The sequence below is a fragment of the Nocardiopsis sp. LOL_012 genome (genome assembly GCF_048060475.1).
Taxonomy (GTDB): Bacteria; Actinomycetota; Actinomycetes; order Streptosporangiales; family Streptosporangiaceae; genus Nocardiopsis.
The window spans coordinates 81,858-102,945 of the sequence record NZ_JBHMIV010000005.1; the positions used below are offsets into that span (position 1 = coordinate 81,858).

General features: G+C 69.2%; 19 protein-coding genes. 8 read left to right on the forward strand and 11 right to left on the reverse strand.

Going from position 1 to position 21,088, the window contains the following annotated elements:
* Window positions 1-29: 29 nt before the first annotated feature.
* The 7 genes from gyrA to dnaA all read right to left on the reverse strand — a co-directional run bounded on the left by gyrA (window position 30) and on the right by dnaA (window position 11,507).
* Window positions 30-2,603 carry a DNA gyrase subunit A gene (gyrA, locus tag ACFHWE_RS04815; RefSeq protein ID WP_416599379.1) on the reverse strand — a complete coding sequence of 858 codons (2,574 nt, stop codon included), beginning with the start codon at window positions 2,601-2,603 and terminating at the stop codon, window positions 30-32.
* A gap of 85 nt (window positions 2,604-2,688) precedes the next feature.
* The gene (gene gyrB / locus ACFHWE_RS04820; RefSeq protein WP_416599380.1) at window positions 2,689-4,626 is read right to left on the reverse strand and encodes a DNA topoisomerase (ATP-hydrolyzing) subunit B; all 1,938 of its coding nucleotides are present in this window, start codon (window positions 4,624-4,626) and stop codon (window positions 2,689-2,691) included.
* 348 nt (window positions 4,627-4,974) lie between these two features.
* Window positions 4,975-5,442, reverse strand: coding sequence for a DUF721 domain-containing protein (locus ACFHWE_RS04825; protein ID WP_416599381.1), 468 nt, complete (start codon window positions 5,440-5,442; stop codon window positions 4,975-4,977).
* A gap of 58 nt (window positions 5,443-5,500) precedes the next feature.
* Window positions 5,501-6,634 (reverse strand): DNA replication/repair protein RecF, encoded by a 1,134-nt coding sequence (gene recF, locus ACFHWE_RS04830; RefSeq protein WP_416599382.1) that lies wholly within the window; start codon window positions 6,632-6,634, stop codon window positions 5,501-5,503.
* A gap of 59 nt (window positions 6,635-6,693) precedes the next feature.
* Window positions 6,694-7,599 (reverse strand): phosphogluconate dehydrogenase (NAD(+)-dependent, decarboxylating), encoded by a 906-nt coding sequence (gene gnd, locus ACFHWE_RS04835; protein ID WP_416599383.1) that lies wholly within the window; start codon window positions 7,597-7,599, stop codon window positions 6,694-6,696.
* A gap of 108 nt (window positions 7,600-7,707) precedes the next feature.
* The gene (gene dnaN / locus ACFHWE_RS04840; protein WP_416599384.1) at window positions 7,708-8,847 is read right to left on the reverse strand and encodes a DNA polymerase III subunit beta; all 1,140 of its coding nucleotides are present in this window, start codon (window positions 8,845-8,847) and stop codon (window positions 7,708-7,710) included.
* A gap of 974 nt (window positions 8,848-9,821) precedes the next feature.
* On the reverse strand, window positions 9,822-11,507 hold the full coding sequence (gene dnaA, locus ACFHWE_RS04845) for a chromosomal replication initiator protein DnaA (protein ID WP_416599385.1): 1,686 nt from the start codon (window positions 11,505-11,507) through the stop codon (window positions 9,822-9,824).
* A 724-nt stretch (window positions 11,508-12,231) separates the two neighbouring features.
* Between dnaA and rpmH the strand changes: the two genes are divergently transcribed.
* The 8 genes from rpmH to ACFHWE_RS04885 all read left to right on the forward strand — a co-directional run bounded on the left by rpmH (window position 12,232) and on the right by ACFHWE_RS04885 (window position 18,048).
* On the forward strand, window positions 12,232-12,375 hold the full coding sequence (rpmH, locus tag ACFHWE_RS04850; protein ID WP_028647916.1) for a 50S ribosomal protein L34: 144 nt from the start codon (window positions 12,232-12,234) through the stop codon (window positions 12,373-12,375).
* 93 nt (window positions 12,376-12,468) lie between these two features.
* Window positions 12,469-12,948, forward strand: a complete 480-nt coding sequence (gene rnpA / locus ACFHWE_RS04855) for a ribonuclease P protein component (RefSeq protein WP_416599386.1) — start codon at window positions 12,469-12,471, stop codon at window positions 12,946-12,948.
* Window positions 12,945-13,247: a membrane protein insertion efficiency factor YidD gene (yidD, locus tag ACFHWE_RS04860; protein WP_416599387.1), complete on the forward strand. Its 303-nt coding sequence runs from the start codon at window positions 12,945-12,947 to the stop codon at window positions 13,245-13,247. The genes rnpA and yidD overlap by 4 nt, the downstream gene beginning before the upstream one ends.
* Window positions 13,248-13,275: 28 nt before the next feature.
* Window positions 13,276-14,229, forward strand: coding sequence for a membrane protein insertase YidC (gene yidC, locus ACFHWE_RS04865; RefSeq protein WP_416599388.1), 954 nt, complete (start codon window positions 13,276-13,278; stop codon window positions 14,227-14,229).
* A 216-nt stretch (window positions 14,230-14,445) separates the two neighbouring features.
* The gene (locus ACFHWE_RS04870; RefSeq protein ID WP_416599389.1) at window positions 14,446-14,934 is read left to right on the forward strand and encodes a protein jag; all 489 of its coding nucleotides are present in this window, start codon (window positions 14,446-14,448) and stop codon (window positions 14,932-14,934) included.
* A gap of 281 nt (window positions 14,935-15,215) precedes the next feature.
* Window positions 15,216-15,944 (forward strand): 16S rRNA (guanine(527)-N(7))-methyltransferase RsmG, encoded by a 729-nt coding sequence (gene rsmG, locus ACFHWE_RS04875; RefSeq protein WP_416599390.1) that lies wholly within the window; start codon window positions 15,216-15,218, stop codon window positions 15,942-15,944.
* Between the two features lie 8 nt (window positions 15,945-15,952).
* The gene (locus ACFHWE_RS04880; RefSeq protein WP_416599391.1) at window positions 15,953-16,984 is read left to right on the forward strand and encodes a ParA family protein; all 1,032 of its coding nucleotides are present in this window, start codon (window positions 15,953-15,955) and stop codon (window positions 16,982-16,984) included.
* A 53-nt stretch (window positions 16,985-17,037) separates the two neighbouring features.
* The gene (locus tag ACFHWE_RS04885) at window positions 17,038-18,048 is read left to right on the forward strand and encodes a ParB/RepB/Spo0J family partition protein (RefSeq protein WP_416599392.1); all 1,011 of its coding nucleotides are present in this window, start codon (window positions 17,038-17,040) and stop codon (window positions 18,046-18,048) included.
* Between the two features lie 133 nt (window positions 18,049-18,181).
* On the opposite strand, the gene trxA is transcribed toward ACFHWE_RS04885, so the two are convergent.
* The 4 genes from trxA to sigM form a co-directional block, all read right to left on the reverse strand.
* The gene (trxA, locus tag ACFHWE_RS04890) at window positions 18,182-18,505 is read right to left on the reverse strand and encodes a thioredoxin (protein WP_416599468.1); all 324 of its coding nucleotides are present in this window, start codon (window positions 18,503-18,505) and stop codon (window positions 18,182-18,184) included.
* A gap of 41 nt (window positions 18,506-18,546) precedes the next feature.
* The gene (trxB, locus tag ACFHWE_RS04895) at window positions 18,547-19,479 is read right to left on the reverse strand and encodes a thioredoxin-disulfide reductase (protein ID WP_028647909.1); all 933 of its coding nucleotides are present in this window, start codon (window positions 19,477-19,479) and stop codon (window positions 18,547-18,549) included.
* Between the two features lie 139 nt (window positions 19,480-19,618).
* Window positions 19,619-20,446, reverse strand: a complete 828-nt coding sequence (locus tag ACFHWE_RS04900) for an anti-sigma factor family protein (protein WP_416599393.1) — start codon at window positions 20,444-20,446, stop codon at window positions 19,619-19,621.
* A complete protein-coding gene (sigM, locus tag ACFHWE_RS04905) occupies window positions 20,443-21,069 on the reverse strand; it encodes an RNA polymerase sigma factor SigM (protein ID WP_416599394.1) in 627 nt (208 codons plus the stop codon). The genes ACFHWE_RS04900 and sigM overlap by 4 nt, the downstream gene beginning before the upstream one ends.
* Between the last annotated feature and the right edge of the window lie 19 nt (window positions 21,070-21,088).

Sequence of the window (21,088 nt, forward strand, 5' to 3'; positions counted from 1 at the left end):
TGCGGGACCAAAAGGACCTAAGGTGCAGTCTAGACCTCAGACCCACCTTGCTCAGAGACCACGTCAGAGGCCGTGTCGTCGACTTCGGCCTCCTCTTGGGCCTCCTGGTTGCGTGCGCACGCCACGATCTTGTTGCCCTTGTTCAGGTTCATCAGCCGAACGCCCATCGTGGTGCGGCCGGACCGCTTCACCTCGGCCGCATTGGTGCGGATCACCCCGCCGTTGGAGGTGATCGCGAAGATCTCGTCCACGTCGGGGTCGACCATCATCGCACCGACGAGCTTGCCGCGCAGCTCCACGACCTTGGCCGTCAACACGCCCTTGCCGCCGCGGTTCTGCACCGGGTACTGCTCGGCCGGGGTGCGCTTGGCGTAGCCGTTCTCCGTCGCGACCAGGACGTCGGTGGCACCGTCGCCGCCCCGGATGACGTCCATGCTCAGGAGGTAGTCGCCCTCCAGGAACCGCATCCCGATCACGCCGCTGGTCGCGCGGCCCATCGGCCGCAGCGACTCGTCGGAGGCGGGGAAGCGGATCGCCTGGGCGTCGCTGGAGATCAGCAGGAGGTCGTCGTCGGGGAAGGTCAGCCGCGCGGCGATCAACTCGTCGCCCTCGCGCAGGTTGATCGCGATGATCCCCGCCGAACGGGCCGAGTCGAAGTCCTCCAGGCGCGACTTCTTCACCAGGCCCTCGCGCGTGGCGAGTACCAGGTACGGCGCGGCCTCGTAGTCGCGCAGGGCCATGATCTGGGCGATCTGTTCGTCCGGCTGGAACGGCAACAGGTTCGCCACGTGCTGGCCGCGCGCGTCCCGGGCCGCCTCCGGCAGCTCGTAGGCCTTCATCCGGTACACCCGGCCCTGGTTGGTGAAGCACAGGATCCAGTGGTGGGTGGTGGTGACGAAGAAGTGCTGGACGATGTCGTCCTGCTTGAGCTGGGCCCCGCGCACACCCTTGCCGCCGCGCTTCTGCGCCCGGTAGTTGTCGATCCGCGTGCGCTTGGCGTACCCGCCGCGGGAGATCGTGACGACCACGTCCTCCTCGGCGATGAAGTCCTCCATGCGCATGTCCCCCTCGAAGGGGATGATGTGCGTGCGCCGCTCGTCGCCGTACTTGTCGACGATCTCGGCGAGCTCGGCGCGGACGATCCTGCGCTGGCGGGCCTCGTTCTCCAGGATGTCGTTGTAGTCGGCGATCTGCGCCATGAGCTCGTCGTACTCCGACATCAACTGGTTGCGCTCCAGCGCGGCCAGCTTGCGCAACTGCATGTCGAGGATGGCGCGGGCCTGGACGTCGTCGATCTCCAGCAGGCCCATCAGGCCCGTGCGCGCCTCGTCGGCGGAGGCACTGGCGCGGATGAGGCTGATGACCTCGTCGATCCGGTCCATCGCCCGCAACAGGGCGCGCAGGATGTGCGCCCGCTCCTCGGCCTTGCGCAGCAGGTACCTGGTGCGCCGGAGGATGACCTCGATCTGGTGCTCGACCCAGTGCCGGACCATCTGGTCCAGGCGCAGGGTCCGCGGCACCCCGTCGACCAGCGCGAGCATGTTCGCGCCGAAGGTCTCCTGGAGCTGGGTGTGCTTGTAGAGGTTGTTGAGCACCACCTTGGCCACGGCGTCGCGCTTGAGCACGATCACCAGGCGCTGGCCGGTACGGCCGCTGCTCTCGTCCCGCACGTCGGCGATGCCGGTCATCTTGCCGTCCTTGACCAGGTCGGCGATCTTCAGCGCGAGGTTGTCCGGGTTGACCTGGTAGGGTAGCTCGGTGACGACCAGCGTCTGGCGTCCGCGGGTGTCCTCCTCGACCTCGACGACGGCCCGCATCGTGATGGAGCCGCGCCCGGTCCGGTAGGCCTCCTCGATCCCGCGCTTGCCGACGATGAGCCCGCGGGTGGGGAAGTCGGGACCCTTCACCCGCTCGATGAGCGCGTCCAGGAGCGTCTCGTCGTCGGTGTCGGGGTGGTCGAGGTACCAGTAGACGCCCTCGGCGACCTCCCGGAGGTTGTGGGGAGGGATGTTGGTCGCCATACCGACCGCGATGCCCGACGAACCGTTGACGAGCAGGTTCGGGAAGCGGGCGGGGAGCACGACGGGCTCGGAGGAGCGGCCGTCGTAGTTGGGCCGGAAGTCGACGGTCTCCTTGTCGATGTCCCGGAGCATCTCCATGGCCAGCGGCGCCAGCTTGCACTCGGTGTAGCGCATGGCGGCCGCCGGGTCGTTGCCCGGCGAGCCGAAGTTGCCGTTGGGGTCGACCAGCGGCATCCGCATCGACCACCACTGGGCCAAGCGCACCAGGGTGTCGTAGATGGCGCTGTCGCCGTGCGGGTGGTAGTTGCCCATGACGTCGCCGACCACGCGCGCGCACTTGAAGAAGCCGCGGTCGGGGCGGTAGCCGCCGTCGTACATGGCGTAGAGCACGCGCTGGTGGACCGGTTTGAGGCCGTCTCGCACGTCCGGCAGGGCGCGCCCCACGATGACGGACATCGCGTAGTCGAGATAGCTGCGCTGCATCTCGACCTGGATGTCGACCGGTTCGATCCGGTCACGTGCCGGCGCCTCCAGAGCGGAGTCCGTGCCCTCGGGGGAGTCGGGGTTGTTCGCATCCGCCACGGATGTCGATCCCTTCTACGAAGCTGCTTTGAGCGTGGTTCTCCCGCCCGGACCGTCCCGGGGGGACGGCTCCGGGCGGCACGGACTAGATGTCCAGGAAGCGGACGTCCTTGGCGTTGCGCTGGATGAAGGACCGGCGGGACTCGACGTCCTCACCCATGAGCACGCTGAACATCTCGTCGGCCTGGGCCGCGTCCTCCAGGCTGACCTGGAGCAGGACGCGGTGATCGGGGTCCATCGTGGTGTCCCACAGCTCGTTGGCGTTCATCTCGCCCAGACCCTTGAACCGCTGCACCATGTCGCGCGGGCGCGGGTCCCTCTTGCCCGCGGCGATCCCCTCCTCGATGACGCGGTCGCGCTCGGCGTCGGAGAAGGCGTAGCCGGCGTCGCTGCCCCGCTGGTCCCACTTGATCTTGTACAGCGGCGGCTGGGCGAGGTAGACGTGCCCGGCCTCCACCAGCGGCTTCATGAAGCGGAACAGCAGGGTGAGCAGCAGGGTGCGGATGTGCTGGCCGTCGACGTCGGCGTCGGCCATGAGGATGATCTTGTGGTAGCGCAGTTTCTCCGCGTCGAAGTCCTCGTGGATGCCGGTGCCCAGGGCGGTGATGATCGCCTGGACCTCGGTGTTCTTGAGGATCCGGTCGATCCGGGACTTCTCCACGTTGAGGATCTTGCCGCGGATCGGCAGGATCGCCTGGTGGTGGGGGTCCCGGCCGCCCTTGGCGGAGCCGCCGGCCGAGTCGCCCTCGACGATGTAGAGCTCGCACTTGGCCGGCTCGGTCGACTGGCAGTCGGAGAGCTTGCCCGGCAGGGAGGTGGACTCCAGGAGCGTCTTGCGGCGGGTCAGGTCCCGCGCGTGGCGGGCCGCGATGCGGGCACGCGCCGCCTGGCTGGCCTTGGAGACGATGTCCTTGGCCTCGCCAGGGTTGCGCTCGAACCAGTCGCGCAGGTGCTCGTTGGTGACCTTCTGGACGAAGGACTTGGCCTCGGTGTTGCCGAGCTTGGTCTTGGTCTGGCCCTCGAACTGCGGATCGGCGAGCTTGACCGAGATGATCGCGGTGAGGCCCTCTCGGATGTCGTCGCCGGTGAGGTTGTCCTCCTTCTCCCGCAGCAGCCTCTGCTCACGGGCGTACCGGTTGACCAGGGTGGTCAGCGCCGAGCGGAAGCCCTCCTCGTGGGTGCCGCCCTCCGCCGTGTTGATGGTGTTGGCGAAGGTGTGCACCGACGAGGTGTAGGACTGGTTCCACTGCATCGCGATCTCGGCCGAGATCCCCTCGCCGTCCTCCTCGAAGGAGACGATCGAGGCGTGCGCGGGTTCCTTCTTGTTGTTGATGTGGCGGACGTAGTCCGACAGACCCTCGTCGTAGTGGAAGGTGTTGACGGTGGGGCCGCCGTCGGTGTGCTCGGGCCGCTCGTCGCGGATGGTGATGGACAGCCCCTTGTTGAGGAAGGCCATCTCCTGCATGCGGCGCGCGAGCGTCTCGAACGTGAAGTCCGTGGTCTCGAAGATGCCGCCGTCGGGCCAGAACGTGATCTGGGTGCCGGTCCGCGCGGTCTCCTCCCCCTTGATCAGGTCACCGGTGGGGGCGGTCATCTCGTAGTGCTGACGCCACACGTGTCCGTCGCGGCTGATCTCCACGTCCAGCGCCGTGGACAGCGCGTTGACGACGGAGACGCCCACACCGTGCAGGCCGCCGGAGACGGCGTAGGACTTGCCGTCGAACTTGCCGCCCGCGTGCAGCGTGGTGAGTACGACCTCGACGGCCGGACGTTTCTCCACGGGGTGGAGGTCGGTGGGGATGCCGCGGCCGTTGTCGGCGACACGCACGCCGCCGTCCGCCAACAGGGTCACCTCGATGGCGTCGGCGTGACCCGCCAGCGCCTCGTCGACGGAGTTGTCCACCACCTCGTAGACCAGGTGGTGCAGGCCCCGCTCCCCGGTGGAACCGATGTACATCCCTGGACGCTTGCGTACTGCCTCAAGCCCTTCCAGGACCGTGATTGATCGAGCGTCGTAGGCCAAGTGGGAACACCCTCCTGCTGGGGACGCCTGCCGGCGGCGGCCAGGGGAGAGGGGACGGGGCGCGAAGACGGCGACCGGGCGTGCGCAGGCACGACACCAGGGGGATCACCGCTCACCGTACAGTCCGCCCGCCCATACTCTCCTGGGACGTGACACCGGCTACAGGCATCTGAAGAACCGCTTCCATGATACCCCGCGCGGTGTGACAAAGTGGCATTCGCGGCCCTGTGCCGCCTCACAACGAACGTTCGGGGAGGGAGCCGACTCCCTACACGCGGGCGGCCCCTTACGCAAGTCCCGGCGGCATTCAGTGGCCGTTGGCAGCCATACCCGCCCCGGGAACCGCGCTCAGCGCCGGTGAGGGCCCCGGCGCCGGAAGCCGGGGTTCCTGACGTCGAGGGACACGACCGTCCCCTCACCCAACTCCTCGTTCAGGCGGCGGATCAGGTCCAACGACATCGCCCGGGCGTGGGCCGCCATGGTGGGGGAGTCGGCGACGACCACCAGTTCACCGTCCTCGTAGCTCTCCGGCCGCAGGTGTTCGGCGTTGAACTCGCCGACGATGTCCGCCCAGCGGCCGAACACGCCGCCGATCGCGACCTGCTCCTGCCACCCGTGCTCGATGAGCCAGGTCCGCACCGCGTCGCCGAACAACTGGGGCTCGTTGCGCGACCGGATCCGGCCGCGTCCGCGCCTGCGCGGCATGCCCCTGGGCACCGCCCCGCGCTCGCGGGCCTCGGCCTTGGCCCGGGCCAGGGCCTGGCGGGCCAGGTCGGCGCCGGAGGCCGGGGGCGGGGGCGGGGCGGCGGAGTCCACAGGCTGTGGACCGGCGGGAGTGGGGAGGCCGGGAGTGTGCACAGGCCGTGGGCGACCGTCAGACACGTCCGACCTCCCCTTCCTTCACGGAGAACCGGGCCCCGTCCAGTTCGGCGGGGATGTCGTCGGGCACCGCCGCGGTCACCAGCACCTGCTCGGCACCGCGCACCCCCTCGGCCAGGCGACGGCGGCGCTCGTCGTCCAGTTCGGAGAACACGTCGTCGAGGATCAGGACGGGGTCGTCCCCGTCCGATCTCAGGAGGTCGAACGAGGCCAGCCTGAGCGCCAAGGCGTAGGACCAGGACTCCCCCTGGCTCGCGTAGCCCTTGGCGGGCAGGTCGCCGAGCCTGAGGCGGAGCTCGTCGCGGTGCGGCCCCACGAGGCTGATCCCGCGCTGGAGCTCCCGGTCCCGCGCGCCGACCATCGCAGCGCGCAGGGCATCGGCGAGCCGCGGCCGCTCAGCGGGGGGCTCTGTCCCCTCGGCGACGGCAGAGCAGCGGTAGGAGAGTGCTGCCGGGCCGCCGGTGTCGGTCAGCCCCGCGTAGGCCTCCGCCACGCGCGGCCGGAGATCCTCCACCAGCGCCAGGCGGGCCGCGAGGAGTTCGGCCCCGGCCTCGGCCAGGTGCTCGTCCCACACGTCCAAGGTGCTCAGATCGGGTGTGGAGCGCTGCCGGAAGATCCGCGTCGAGGCCGACTTCAGCAGGGCGTTGCGCTGTTTGAGCACCCGGTCGTAGTCCGAGCGCACACCCGCCATCCGCGGTGCGCGCGCCACCAGGAGGTCGTCGAGGAAGCGGCGCCGCTCCCCGGGGTCGCCCTTGACCAGGGCCAGGTCCTCGGGGGCGAACAGGACGGTGCGCAGGATGCCCAGGACCTCGCGCGGACGCCCCACGGCCGACTGGTTGACGCGGGCGCGGTTGGCGCGTCCGGGGTTGAGTTCGAGGTCCACCACCATGGACCGCTCGTCACGTACGACCTTGGCGCGGATGATCGCCCGCGGCGCCTCCCGCCGGATCAGCGGCGCGTCCGTGGAGACGCGGTGGCTCGCCAGGGAGGCCACGTACCCGACCGCCTCGACGAGATTGGTCTTGCCCTCCCCGTTGGCCCCGACGAACACGCTCACACCGGGGCCGAGTTCCACAAGGGTGTCCGCGTAGGACCGGAAATCGACCAGTTGCAGATGGGAAACGTACATCCGGTCCTCCTCCGGAACGGTCGTCGGGGCGGTGGGGGTGTCCGTCGGGGGCTCGGACGTCAGTCCCGGGAGGCCTTCCGCGGGTCCGGGCCGGACTTGGTGACCGCGTGGCCGCCGAACTGGTTGCGCAGGGCCGCCACCACCTTCATGGCCGGACTGTCGTCCTGGCGGGAGGCGAAGCGGGCGTAGAGCGCGGCGGTGATGGCGGGGGCGGGGACCGCGTGGTCCACGGCCGCCTGCACCGTCCAGCGGCCCTCTCCGGAGTCGTCTGCGTAACCGCGTAGCCCGGACAGGTCCGGGTCCTCCTCCAGGGCGCGGCACAGCAGGTCGAGCAGCCAGGAGCGGACCACGGTACCCTCTCGCCAACTGTCGAACGTGCCCGGGATGTCCTCGACGATGCCGGACGCGGCCATGAGCTCGTAGCCTTCGGCGAAGGACTGCATCATGCCGTACTCGATGCCGTTGTGCACCATCTTGACGAAGTGTCCGGCGCCGACCGCCCCGGCGTGCACGAAGCCGCCGCCCTCGTCGGGGGTGAGGGCCTCGAAGACCGGGCGGACCCGCTCGACGTGCTCGGCCGCCCCGCCGACCATGATCCCGTAGCCGTTGCGGCGTCCCCAGACACCGCCGCTGACGCCGACGTCGAGGTAGCCGATACCCTCGGCGCCGAGTTCCTCGGCGCGGGTCCTGTCGTCCACGTAGTGGGAGTTGCCGCCCTCGACGACGAGGTCGCCCTCGGAGAGCAGCTCGCCGAGCTGGCGGACGGTGGCGGCGGTGGGGTCGCCCGAAGGGACCATCACCCACACGGTGCGCGGCGCGTCGAGCCGGGCCAACAGGTCGGTCAGGCTGTCCACGTCGCGTTCGTCCGAGGCCACGTCGTAGCCGACGACCTCGTGGCCCTTCTCGCGAAGTCGGGCAGCCATGTTGCCGCCCATCTTCCCCAGACCGATCATTCCGAGCTGCATGCCAGTGCTCCCCTTCGCCGCCTGTGGACACGGTGGTGCCGATCGCGTCCGCGGGGTCGTCCGCGGACGCGGTTCCGGTGGACCTCAGTCAATCGAACAGGGGGCTCCTCAGCCGGACAGGCGCACCGGCATGATGAGGTAGCGGTATTCGGGGGCCGCGTCCTCCGAAGCGGGCTTGCCGGTGAGGATCGCCGGCTTGGTCGAGGTGGTGAAGTGCAGTCGCGCGGTGTCGGTGCCGATGGCGCCGAGGCCGTCGAGCAGGAAGCCCGAGTTGAACGCGATCTGGATCTCCTCGCCGTCCAGCTCGGCCTCCAAGACCTCCACGGCCTGGGCGTCCTCGCCGGTTCCGGCCTCCAGGACGAGCCTGCCGGGGCTGAAGGCCAGGCGCAGCGGGGTGTTGCGCTCGGCGACCAGCGACACGCGCTTGACGGCCTCGACGAACTCGCTGCGGCTGACCTCAGCGACGGTGTTGAAGCTGTCCGGCAGCAGGGCCCGGTACTTGGGGAACTCGCCGTCGAGCAGGCGGGTGGTGGTCCGGCGGCCGCCGCCCTCGAAGCCGATCATGCCGTCACCGCTCTCGCCGCTGGACAGGGCCACGGAGACCTCCGCGCCCGAGGTGAGCGACTTGGCGGTGTCGTGCAGGGTCTTGGCGGGGACTAGGGCGACGGCGGACAGCTCGGGGTTCTCCGGCTTCCAGGTGAGCTCGCGCACGGCCAGCCGGTACCGGTCGGTGGAGGCGAGGGTGATGGTCCCCCCCTCGATCTCCACGCGTACACCGGTGAGCATCGGCAGGGTGTCGTCCCGGCCTGCGGCGACGGCAACCTGGCTGACCGCAGCGGCGAAGGCGTCGCTGCCGACCGTGCCGCTCACGCCCGGCATCTCCGGGAGGGTCGGGTAGTCCTCGACCGGCATCGTCGTCAGGGTGAACTTGGCGCTGCCGCAGGTGACGACGGCCTTCGGGCCGTCAGTGGCGATCTCCACAGCCTGTGGAGGCAGGTTCCGGGTGATCTCGGAGAGCAGCTTGCCGGGGACCAGGACGGTTCCGGGCTCCTCGACCTCGACGTCGACCGCGGCCTGGGTGGAGACCTCGTAGTCGAACCCGGAGAGCCGGACCTGCTGGCGGCCCTCGAACTCGCCGACGTCGAGCAGGATGCCGACGAGCACCGGGACCGAGGGGCGTGTCGGGAGTGTGCGCGCGGTCCAGGCGACCGCGTCGGCCAGGATGTCGCGTTCGACCCGGAACTTCACTTTCCGACTCACTTTCCGCACGACCGGTAGGACCGGTCGAAGCCTCAACGTTGCAGCTCGTGGGCGGGTCGGCCGGGGCTCCAGCGGTGGATGCTCCGCCCGTCGGCGGCGGCCCCGGCTCCCGTGGGTCCGCCGCACGGATGCGAGCCGCGGCGGACAAGGGCGAGACCACACGTTACCCGGATTCCTCGGGTGCCGCTGCCAGCCGGCGGACGGGGTGCGGATCGAGGAGTTGTCCACAGTTTTCCCGCGAAGCGGTTTCGAAGCCACAACTGGGTAACTCTAGGTGCGTCGTAGTAGTAGGGCCTGTGGACAGTGTGGATAACCCTTGTTTATGCAGGTCAAGGTGGAGATTTTTATCCACAGGCCCTGTGGATGAGCTTGGGGATAACTCGGCCTGCCTGTGGACGACGGAGAGCGTCCACAACTTATCCACACTCTGTCCACAGCTTCGTCCACAGTTTTCCCCGGGGTTGTCCACAGCCGCTGGGGGTTTCGGTGCGGGGGGTGTGGACCGGCTGTCCACAGGAGTGGCGGAGTTACCCACAGGATCGGAGCGGTTATCCACAGCTTATCCACAGGGTTGTCCACAGATTTTGGGGGTTCCCTGTGGATAACTCGGCCAAAAAAGTCGGCAACTTTTTTTCTGGGCCGAGTACAGACTTCACCAAATCCGGTCGAACCGGTTGTGCACAGGGTTGTCCACAGCCCTTGGTGATGGCTGTGGAAAGAGCAGGTCAAACCACCCTGATCTGCTCTTTCAGGGCGGGGGCGCGGGTCGAGTGGTGGAGGCCGAACCCCGTGCTGTGGAGGGAACGGGGGCCGCTCGGTGGCGGGACGGGGCACCGCGGCGTCCTTGCACAGGGTGGGGACTCCGCCGGAGCAGCCTGTGGATAACCCTGGCGGTCCGGAAACGGCCGGGGGCGGTCCGCTACGGCGGACCGCCCCCGGAGGCCTCTTGAAAGGGAGGGGCGTCACGAGAGAGAGGGCTGGTCCTTGATCCTGCTCGTGAGCTCGTGCACCTGGTTGTAGATGGACCGGCGCTCGGCCATGAGGGCCCGCACCTTCCTGTCGGCGTGCATCACCGTGGTGTGGTCCCGGCCGAACTGCTGCCCGATCTTGGGCAGGGAGAGGTCGGTGAGCTCCCGGCAGAGGTACATGGCGATCTGCCGGGCGGTCACCAGCACACGGGAGCGCGAGGTCCCGCACAGGTCCTCCACGGTCAGGCCGAAGTAGGCGGCCGTCTGGGACATGATCGCCCCAGCCGTGACCTCGGGGACCTCGGTACTGGGCACCAGGTCCCGCAGCACCTGGCTGGTGAGGTCCAGGTCCACCGATTGCCGGTTGAGGCTGGCGAACGCGGTGACGCGGATCAGCGCGCCCTCCAGTTCGCGGATGTTGGTGGAGATCTTGCTCGCTATGAACTCCAGGACCTCGGGAGGTGCGGCCAGCCCCTCCTGGGCGGCCTTCTTCCTGAGGATGGCGATCCGCGTCTCCAGCTCCGGCGGCTGGACGTCCGTGAGCAGCCCCCACTCGAACCGGCTGCGCATCCGATCCTCCAGGGTGGTCAGTTGCTTGGGCGGCCGGTCACTGGAGATGACGATCTGCTTGTCGGAGTTGTGGAGGGTGTTGAAGGTGTGGAAGAACTCCTCCTGCGTCTGCTCCTTGTTCTCCAGGAACTGGATGTCGTCCACCAGGAGCACGTCGATGTCGCGGTACCGGCGGCGGAACCCGTCCGCCTTGCCGTCCCGGATCGAGTTGATGAACTCGTTGGTGAACTCCTCGGAGCTGACATAGCGCACCCGCGACCCCTCGTAGAGCCGGTGCGTGTAGTGGCCGATGGCGTGCAGCAGGTGCGTCTTGCCCAGGCCGGAGTCCCCGTGGATGAACAGTGGGTTGTAGGCCTTGGCGGGTGCCTCCGCCGCCGCGACCGAGGCCGCGTGGGCGAACCGGTTGCTGGAACCGATCACGAAGGTGTCGAAGGTGTACTTCGGGTTCAGCCTGGCGTGCTCTCCCGGGGGCGCCTCGGCGGACCGCCCGGGCGGGGATCCCTCGGGGTCCCCGCCCACGTCGGGTGAGAACCCCTCCTGCCCCTCCGGCGGCTCGGCGCCGTCCTCGGTGGTGGTCCCGGCGCCTTCGACGCCCTCTGCGGACGCGGGGGCCTCCGGCGGGTTCTCCGTCCCCGGTTCCCAGAGGCCGGAAGCCTCGTGTCCGCCGTCGGCCTCAGGAGGACCGGGCCACGCACCGCCGGACGCCTGGTCGTCCGGCTCTGGAGGCCGGGCGTGCTGTCCGGTGGGCGCGGGGAGGCCGGAGGGCGAGGGCGATCCGGCATGCGCTCCGTAGGGCCCCTGGGAGGAGGGGAGCGAGGGGGACGGGGTGGGCGGCGGGGTCGGTACGGCGGTGGGATCGACCGTCACCGCGACCCGGACGTCCCGGCCCAGGTGAGCGGAGAGCGCCCGGTTGATCGCCGGGTAGAGCCGGGTCTCCAGCACCTTCTTGGTGAACTCGTTGGGTGCCGCGATGAGCGCCGTGTCCTCGATCAGGCCCAGTGGACGGGTCTGCGGGAGCCAGGCGCGCTGGTGCGCGGGCAGGGAGTCGTTGTCGAGCCCGTCCAGCACGCTGGACCAGACCATTGCGAGGTTGACCTGTGCGTCAGCCAAGGTGACCTGCCACGGTTGCTGTCCCTTCGGTGCGGATCTGTTCGGTACGGATAAGGGGCGTGTGGGACGGGGGAGACCCGGTTCGTGCGGTGTTGTGGACCAACCCTCATTGTCCTCCCTCCCGGCGGTGGCGGGGGTGGGAGGACCTGTGGACGGCCGGTGCGGCGGAGCCGTGCCGGCCTGTGGACAACCTCACCCGGAGCCACAGGCCGGGAGGGGTGCCTACCTTCCGGTATCCACAGGAAGAGCGCTCTGTCCACAGGTTGTGCACAGGTTTATCCACAGGATGCCAGACGGGTGTGCACAGTGCGGAGTTATCCACAAATCCCTGTTCACAGGCTGTGTAAACCGAAATCTCCTGGGGGTTGCGTCCGTGGTTCGGCCGCTGGAGACAAGTTATCCACAGGCTGAGGTTATCCACAGGAAGGGTGTGCGTGTGGAGGAATCCCGGCCTGTGGACAACTCACCGTCCACAGGCTGCGGGGGCGCGTGGGACACGTGGCGGGCCGGGAAACGCCCACGCGGCCGCCGTGGAGCGCGACCGGAGACGGACCCTGATTTGACCCGGGTCTGGCCCCGCCGTATCTTCTTTATGCTGTGGCCGTGGATCCGCCTGCGCCTGTGACCTTCATGACGGCGCGCCCCGGCCCACGCACCGTGAGGCCCCGTATATCCTTGGGGGTCTGCCGCACGAGAATTCCCTGACACGCCCCTGGAGCCAGCAGTGAGCAAGCGTACGTACCAGCCGAACAACCGGCGTCGCGCGAAGGTCCACGGCTTCCGGCTGCGCATGCGTACGCGCGCCGGTCGCGCCATCATCGCCTCGCGCCGCCGCAAGGGGCGCTCCGCGCTGACCGTGAGCCACTAGGCCACGCTCAGCCTCCAGCCTTCGGGACCGGTCCGGCCTTCACGCCGGCCGGTCCCTTTGTCGTGGAACGAGCCGGGGTCCGAGGGAGTGCCGATGCTGTCGCCGCAGAACCGGATGCGCCGTAGCGCCGAGTTCGGTTCCGTCATGCGCTCGGGGCGCCGCTCCTCGCGCGGCGCCGTGGGTGTGGTCTACCTGCCCCCGCCCGAAGACACCCCCCGGGATCGGGCCGAGCCGCCGCGTGTCGGCTTCGTGGTGAGCAAGGCCGTGGGCAACGCGGTGGTCCGCAAGCGCGTCCAGCGCCGGCTCCGGCACGTGGTCCGCGATCGATTGGGTGTTCTGCCAGACGGTAGCCTTCTGGTGGTGCGTGCCAAACCCATCGCTGCCACCACACGGCAGTCGGAACTGGACGCGCAGCTCGACAGTGCGATCGCCGCGGCCATGCGGCCCCGTGGGACGTCCCGCCGTCGGCGGGGCCGAGGCGGATCGCGTCCCCCGGCGGTCAGACCGACGGGGAATCAGACAGTGGGGGAGCACTGCCCGGACGAGGGCGGGGAACGGTGGACGGGGCGATGACGGAGCGCGGAACGACGTTCCTGGCACAGGTGCTGATCCTGCCGATCCGCTTCTACCAGCGCTTCATCAGCCCGCTCTTCCCGCCGGTCTGCCGCTTCTATCCGTCGTGCAGTGCGTACGCCGTCGAGGCGCTCCGCGTGCACGGTGCCCTGCGGGGGTTGTGGCTGGGAGCCAGGCGCATCGCCCGCTGCCATCCCTTCAACCCGGGGGGTCTCGATCCGGTGCCGCCGCCTCGCGGGAGGCGGGGCACCGTGTCCCCGGACCCCGCGGACGGGGGCGCCGCTCCCGGGGACCAGTAGCCGAACCGAATCACCTAGGAGTTGGCCGGTGCTCGACTGGCTTTACAACATCGTCGGCCACGTGTTGGCCTGGATCCACTCGGGTCTGTCCCTCACCGGTCTGGACCCTGACAGCGGCTGGGCCTGGGGCCTGTCCATCGTCCTGCTCACCGTGCTCATGCGGCTCCTCATGGTCCCGCTGTTCGTCAAGCAGATGAGCACGCAGCGCAAGATGCAGGACCTCCAGCCCAAGATCGCCAAGCTCCGCGAGCGCTACAAGCACGACAAGGAGCGCTTGAGCCAGGAGTCCATGAAGCTCTACCAGGAGAGCGGCACCAACCCGATCATGGGCTGCCTGCCGCTCCTCCTGCAGATGCCGGTCTTCTTCGCTCTGTTCAGCGTCCTGCGCAGCGTGGCCGAGGGCAACGCCCAGTACGGCTTCTCCCAGGAACTGGCCGACAGCGCCCGCCAGGCGCTCATCTTCCAGGCGCCGATCGCCGCCCAGTTCAACAGCAGCACCGATGAACTGATCGCGCTGGGGGCCACCAGCCCCATCCTGGCCAAGGTCGTCATCGCGATCGCCTGTGTGATCATGGGGACCACGACCTTCCTCAGTATGCGCCAGAGCATCAGTCGGAGCACGGCACAGATGCCGGACAACCCGATGATGCAGTCGCAGAAGATCATGATGTACATCGCGCCGCTCTTCGGCCTCTTCGGTCTGGCGATGCCGGTCGGTGTCCTCGTCTACTGGGTCACGTCCAACGTCTGGACGATGGGGCAGCAGCACTTCCTGTACAAGAACAACCCCGCACCGGGGTCGGGGGACGACAAGGGCAAGGGTGCCCCCTCGTCGGGCGGCCCCTCCGGTGGTCCAGCCAAGGGGATGCTCGGCCGGAAGAAGGCGGTTGAATCCGCGCCGGAGCCGAAGGAACAGCCTAAGATCGAACGCAAGCAGCCGAAGAGGCAGCCGCGCTCCAAGCGCGGTAGCGGCTCCGACTAGAAGCCGTTTTTTGACCTCGATGCCGGGCCACAGAGGGTCGGCTCGGGCGCCCACGGGACCGGCGGAGGTCCAAAGAACACTGCACGTCGGCCGCCGGAGATCTTGTGGCGGGTGCGCAGGCGATACGGCCCCTGAGGCGTACGAAGGCCGGGGCGTACATGGTGAGGAGACGGGAACGCTGTGGGACGTAGCGAGGAAGAGAGCGGTGGAGTAGCGGTGGCTGAGGCGCCCGACCCCGGAGTCGACATCGAAGCCCTGGAGAACGAGGGCGACATCGCCGCGGACTACATCGAGGGACTCCTCGACATCGCGGACTTCGACGGTGATATCGACATGGACGTCGAGGGTGACCGCGCGCTCGTCTCCGTCGTCGGGGCGACGCTGGACGAGCTCATCGGTGACGACGGCGAGGTCCTGGAGGCGCTCCAGGAACTGACCCGCCTGGCCGTGCACCGGGCGACGGGTGAGCGCAGTCGGCTGATGCTCGACATCGGCGGCTACCGGGAGGGGCGCCGCAAGGTGCTCGCCGAGGTCGGTGCGGAGGCTGCGGCCAAGGTGAAGAAGACCGGCGAGGTCTACCCGTTGGAGCCGATGACGCCGTTCGAGCGCAAGGTGGTGCACGACGCCGTCGCCCAGGCCGGGTTGCGCAGCGAGTCGGAGGGCGAGGAGCCCTACCGCTACGTGGTGGTGCACCCGGCCGAATAGCCGAATGGATGGTCGCTCCCGGGGGTGGTGTTTCACGTGAAACACCACCCCCGTTTCGTGTCCCCGGGGCCTTCCTCGCCTTCTGTCGCCGTGTGGGCACCCCCGTTTCGAGGGGCTGGTCCTGGGAAAACATCGGCGGGGCGCTGGTGGTGAATCGTGGCACGGCGTGGGCACCGAGGATGTTTCACGTGAAACCATGGTGCTCCCCGGCCATAGGATCGTGTGGGGGACCAGCCCGATCATGGAAGTGACGATGGACGAGTTCCGACAGGTGGTGACCGATGACCTCGGGCGCTGATGAGCGCGGAGCCGCGCCGCCCGCCCCACCGGGCGCGGCGGAGGCGGTCTTCGGCGAGGCGATGCCGAAGGTGCGGCGCTACGCCGAGCTGCTGGCCGACGACGGTGTCCGGCGGGGACTGATCGGACCACGCGAGGTTCCTCGCCTCTGGGAGCGGCACCTGATGAACTGTGCCGTGGTGGAGGAACTGCTCCCGGAGGGCGCTCACGTGGTGGACGTCGGCTCCGGTGCCGGACTTCCCGGTCTGGTGCTGGCCCTGGTTCGCCCCGATCTCAAGGTGACCCTTCTGGAGCCCCTCCTGCGGCGGACGGTCTTCCTGGAGGAAGCGGTACAGGTCCTCGATCTGTCCAATGTCGAGGTGCGGCGGGGGCGTGCGGAGGAGGTCCATGGTGAGCTCCACACCGATTTCGTGACCGCGCGCGCCGTGGCTCCGCTGTCCCGCCTGGCCGGGTGGGCCCTGCCCCTGCTGCGCAAGAACGGCAGCCTGCTGGCGCTCAAGGGGGAGCAGGCGGAGGCCGAACTCGCTGCTTCCCAGGACGATGTTTTGAAATTGCGCCCTAGCGTGAGCGATGTGATCCGCGTGGGGCGGGGTAAAGTCGAACCCGCTACCACGGTCGTTCGCGTCACGGTGACATCCGACGGTGGTCCGCCCCTGTCCGCAGGAACCCGGAAGGCACGGGGCGGCAAGAAGAAGCGCGGACGGAAGAGGTGAACTCATTCGTGCCCCAGAACCCGACCGACTACGACGGTGTTTCACGTGAAACATCCGCGGGTGCGCACGGCGACCTGCTGGATGTTTCACGTGAAACGGCCCCCCGCGACCCCCAGGGTCATGTTTCACGTGAAACATGGAGCGGCGAAGCGCCCGCCCCGGCCGACTCCGCTGGAGTTCCCGACACCCCCCTCGCACGTGCCGCCCAGGCAGCCATGGCCGCTCGCGGCCACGGCGGCTCCTGGCCCCGCCCTGAGTCCTGCCGGGTGATCGGCGTCGCCAACCAGAAGGGCGGCGTCGGCAAGACCACGACGACCGTCAACATCGCGGCGGCGCTGGCGATGCACGGACAGCGCGTCCTGGTGATCGACCTCGACCCCCAGGGAAACGCTTCCACCGCCCTCGGTGCCGAACGGGACAACCAGTCCCGTTCCATCTACCACTGTCTGGTGGAGGACGAGGAGATCCGCAAGCTCGCGCAGCCGGTGCCGGACATCCCCAACCTGTGGTGCGCTCCGGCGACCATCGACCTCGCCGGAGCGGAGATCGAACTCGTGTCGCTCGTGGCACGTGAGGCGCGGCTCAAGCGCGCCATCGACGCCTACGACACCTCCGAGCTCGACTACATCTTCATCGACTGCCCGCCGTCGCTCGGCCTGCTCACCGTCAACGCGATGGTGGCGTGCGACGAGGTCATGATCCCGATCCAGTGCGAGTACTACGCGCTGGAGGGGCTGGGCCAGTTGCTCAACAACGTCAACCTGGTCCAGGCCCATCTGAACACCGGGCTGAAGATCAGCACGATCCTGCTGACGATGTACGACGGCCGGACCCGGCTCTCCCAGCAGGTCTCCGAGGAGGTGCGCTCGCACTTCGGCGACCTCGTCCTGGAGACGCTGGTGCCCCGCAGCGTCCGCGTCTCCGAGGCGCCCAGCTACGGGCAGTCGGTGATGACCTACGACCCGGGGTCCACTGGGGCGGCCGCCTACCTCGAAGCCGCCCGGGAGATGGCCCACAGGGCTCCGGGGACGGGTCGCTGACGCAAGGGGTGCCCCGGGGGCGGGGTGTTGACGCAAGGAGGAGGGAGTTGCCGGTGAGCCAGCAGCGGCGCGGACTCGGTAAGGGGCTGGGTGCGCTCATCCCGCAGGGACCGGGGCCGGGGGCCGGAGTGGCCTCCGTACCGACGGAGAGCGCTCCGGAGCGGAGTGTTCCGGGGGCGGTGTCGACGCCACGTGAACCGGAGCGGGTCCCGGAGCCTGACCGCGGTCCGGGTCCGGCGGAGCTGCCCGACGGGACGTACCTGGAGGAGGTCGAGCTCGGGTCGATCACCCCGAACCCGCGCCAGCCCAGGATCAACTTCGACGAGGAGGCCTTGGAGGAGCTGCGCGACTCGATCAGCGAGGTCGGCCTCCTCCAGCCCGTCGTGGTCCGCAGGATCGCGGGCGCGGACGGCTCCCCGAACTACGAGCTGATCATGGGGGAGCGGCGCTGGCGTGCGAGCAAGGAGGCCGGCCTCGACCGGATCCCGGCCATCGTCCGCAGCACATCCGACGACGACCTGCTCCGTGACGCCCTTCTGGAGAACCTGCACCGTCAGGAACTCGATCCCCTGGAGGAGGCCGCCGCCTACCAGCAGTTGCTGGACGACTTCGGCGCCACTCATGGGGAGTTGGCGCAGCGGCTCGGCAAGTCCCGCTCGCACATCACCAACACGCTGCGCCTGCTCGGCCTGCCACCCCAGGTGCAGACGCGGGTGGCGGCGCGGGTCCTCAGCGCCGGGCACGCTCGGGCGCTGTGCGGTCTGAAGGACTCCGACCTCCAGGAGCGTTTCGCCAAACGGGTGGTGGAGGAGGGGCTCTCCGTCCGTTCCCTGGAGGAGATGATCGCTCTCCGGGAGACACCGGACGACGAGCGTCCCCGCCGGAAGACGGCGCGTTCCCTCCCCCCGCCGCACGTGGAGGAGTGGGCGAGCCGTCTCGCCGACCGGCTGGACACCACCGTGAAGGTGGACGTCGGTCGGAAGAAGGGCAAGCTCGTGGTGGAGTTCGCCTCGATCGAGGACCTGGAGCGGATCATCGACCAGATGGAGTCCCAGAACACCTGACATGCCCCACATGCCCGCGTGCGGCCGGGCGGGGTGCGGGGGATACGTCCGGGGTGCCGGGGACGACGGAGGGCCCCCAGATCGACGCTGGGGGCCCTCCGGGAGGCTCGTCCGCCAGTCGGGGCGGATCCGGTCACAGGAACTCGGCGAGCTTCTCCTCCAGCTTGCGCTTGGGCTGGGCGCCGATGATCTGCTGGACGACCTCGCCGCCCTTGTAGACGTTCATCGTCGGCAGGGACATGACGTTGTACTGCCGGGGCGTCTCCGGGTTCTGGTCGGTGTTGAGCTTGACGATCTCGATCTTGTCCCCGTGCTCCTCGGCGATCTTCTCCAGGATGGGGGAGAGCTGCTTGCACGGGCCGCACCAGTCGGCCCAGAAGTCCACCAGGACGGGCTTGTCGTTGGAGAGCACCTCGTCCTTGAACGTGGCGTCGGTGACGGTCTTGACGGTCATGATTCTCCTTGGTCGGCGAAACCGGGACGTGCGTGGTGGGGTGTTCAGTTGCCCATGTCGGCGAGGAAGCGCTCCGCGTCCAGGGAGGCGGAGCAGCCGGTCCCGGCGGCGGTGATCGCCTGGCGGTACTGGTGGTCGACCACGTCGCCGCAGGCGAAGACACCCGGCAGGTTGGTGCGGGTGGAGGGGGAGTCGACCTTCACGTAGCCCTCCTCGTCCAGTTCGACCTGCTTGTCGAAGAGCTCCACGCGCGGGTCGTGGCCGATGGCGACGAACAGGCCGGTGACGTCCAGGGTGCTGGTCTCCTCGCTCTGGTTGTTCAGCACCTTCAGGCCGGTGACGCGCTCCTCACCGAGCACCTCCAGGACCTCGGTGTTCCACAGGAACGAGATCTTCTCGTTGGCCTGGGCCCGCTCGGCCATGATCTTGCTGGCGCGCAGCTCGTCGCGGCGGTGGACGACGGTGACGGACTTGGCGAAGCGGGTGAGGAAGAGCGCCTCCTCCATCGCGGTGTCGCCGCCACCCACGACGGCGATGTCCTGGTCGCGGAAGAAGAAGCCGTCGCAGGTGGCGCACCAGGAGGTGCCGCGGCCGGACAGCTCCTTCTCGCCGGGGACGCCGAGCTCGCGGTAGCCGGAGCCGGTCGCCAGGATCACGGTGTGGGCGAGGAAGGTCTCACCGCCGGCGGAGACCTCCTTGACCGGCTTGGCCAGATCCACCTCGGTGACGTCCTCGGGCACCAGTTCGGCGCCGAAGCGCTCGGCCTGCTTGCGCAGGTTGTCCATGAGGTCGGGGCCCATGATGCCGTCGGGGAAACCCGGGAAGTTCTCGACGTCGGTGGTGTTCATCAGGGCACCGCCCGCGGTGATGGAGCCCTCGAACACGAGCGGGCGCAGTTCGGCGCGCGCGGCGTAGACGGCCGCCGTGTAGCCCGCCGGTCCCGAACCGATGATGATGACATTGCGGACGTCGCTCACGCTGGTAGGCCCTTCACACAGTCGCTTCCGCGGCCACGGGCGTGGCCCCGGGGGAAGTCGGTTAGCTACAACCGATGGTAGGCGCACCGCTATTCCCGGAGGGACGCCGGTGCGACGGGGGTGAGAGGGCGGTCGCCGGTCAGGGCGCCGGGACGGTGGTGGAGGCCAGGACGTCGGGCGCGGCCTCGTCGCTTCCGGAGCAGGGGGGGACGACGTGGACGCCGACCCGCGTGCCCTCGGTGGTGTAGAACACCCAGACGGGCTCGGAGGCGGAACGGTAGTGGGCGTCGTCCACCAGGGTCACGTGGAGCCCGAGCGAGGCCTCGAACCGCTCGATACAGCGCGCGACGGCGGGGGCCGTCGCCTGTCCCAGCGGGTCCGCTCCGGAGGATGCCGACTCCAGGACGCGGACGGCCTGCTCGTCGAGTCCGGCGTCGGTGTAGACGGTCCCGCTGTTCACCAAGTCCGCCTCGTAGGCCTGGGCCGCTTCCGGCGCGGCCTCTCCCGCACCGTCGGAGAAGGGCACCGCGGTGGACACGCCGCTCTCACTGTGGGAGAGGGCGCCGTTGAGGACCGCCGCACCGCCGCCGACCACGAAGACCGCCGCGGCGGCCGCGGCGACCAGGTGGGGCAGGCCGGGGGAGAATCGCCGTCGGCGGGCCCGGGCCAGGGGCGTCACCGGGAGACCGGTGTCGACCGCCGCGTGCGTGTCGGCACCGGTGCCCGGCTCTGCCGAGCGTTCCCGGGCGGCTTCGGCGATGCGCTGGTCGAGGAGGTCGGCGACGTCGCGCGGTAGCTCCGGGGCGGGTACGGCCGCCAGGACACGGGAGACCCCCGAGAGCTGTTCCAGGGTCTGGGCACAGGTGGCGCAGGTTTCGGTGTGGGCGGTGACAGTGCGTTCCTCGTCGGCTTCCAGCAGACCTTCGGCGAGGAAGGCGAGTGCCTCCGCGTCAGGGTGAGACGTCACGATGGGTTGGCACCTCCTCTCCCTGATGTGACGTCCGGGGCTGACACAGGGTTCCTGAGATGGGCGAGCGAGGGAAGAAGTTTCGCGCGACCTCGCGCACATCTGCTCTTCACCGTTCCCGGAGCCACCTCCAGGATGCCGGCGGCCTCCTCGACGCGGTACCCGAGCATGTCCACGAGGGTCAGGGCCATGCGCTGCTCCAGGGGGAGCGTGTCGAGCGCGGCCTCGACGTCGAGGCGGGACTCGGTCCGCGAGGCGTGGTCGGGTGCCCCGCCCATCCGGCCGAGCCGCTCGTTGGACATCACGTCCAGTGTCTCGTCCTCGGTGGGGGTGGCCGGGCGGACCTTGCGGCGGCGCAGGCGGTCGTGGCAGGCGTTGACCACGATCCTGTGCAGCCAGGTGCTCACCTGGGCCTCGCCCCGGAAGCGGCCGGCGGCGCGGAACGCGGACAGGAAAGCGTCCTGGAGGGCGTCGGAGGCCTCTTCAGGGTCGCCCATCATCCGGACGGAGACAGCCCACAGGCGCTCACGGTGACGGGTCACCAGGACCCCGAAGGCCTGGTCGTCGCCCTGAGCGTGTCTGGTCAACAGCTCCCCGTCGGGAAGCTCCTGGACCGCGTCCATCAGCTCCGATCCGTTGCTC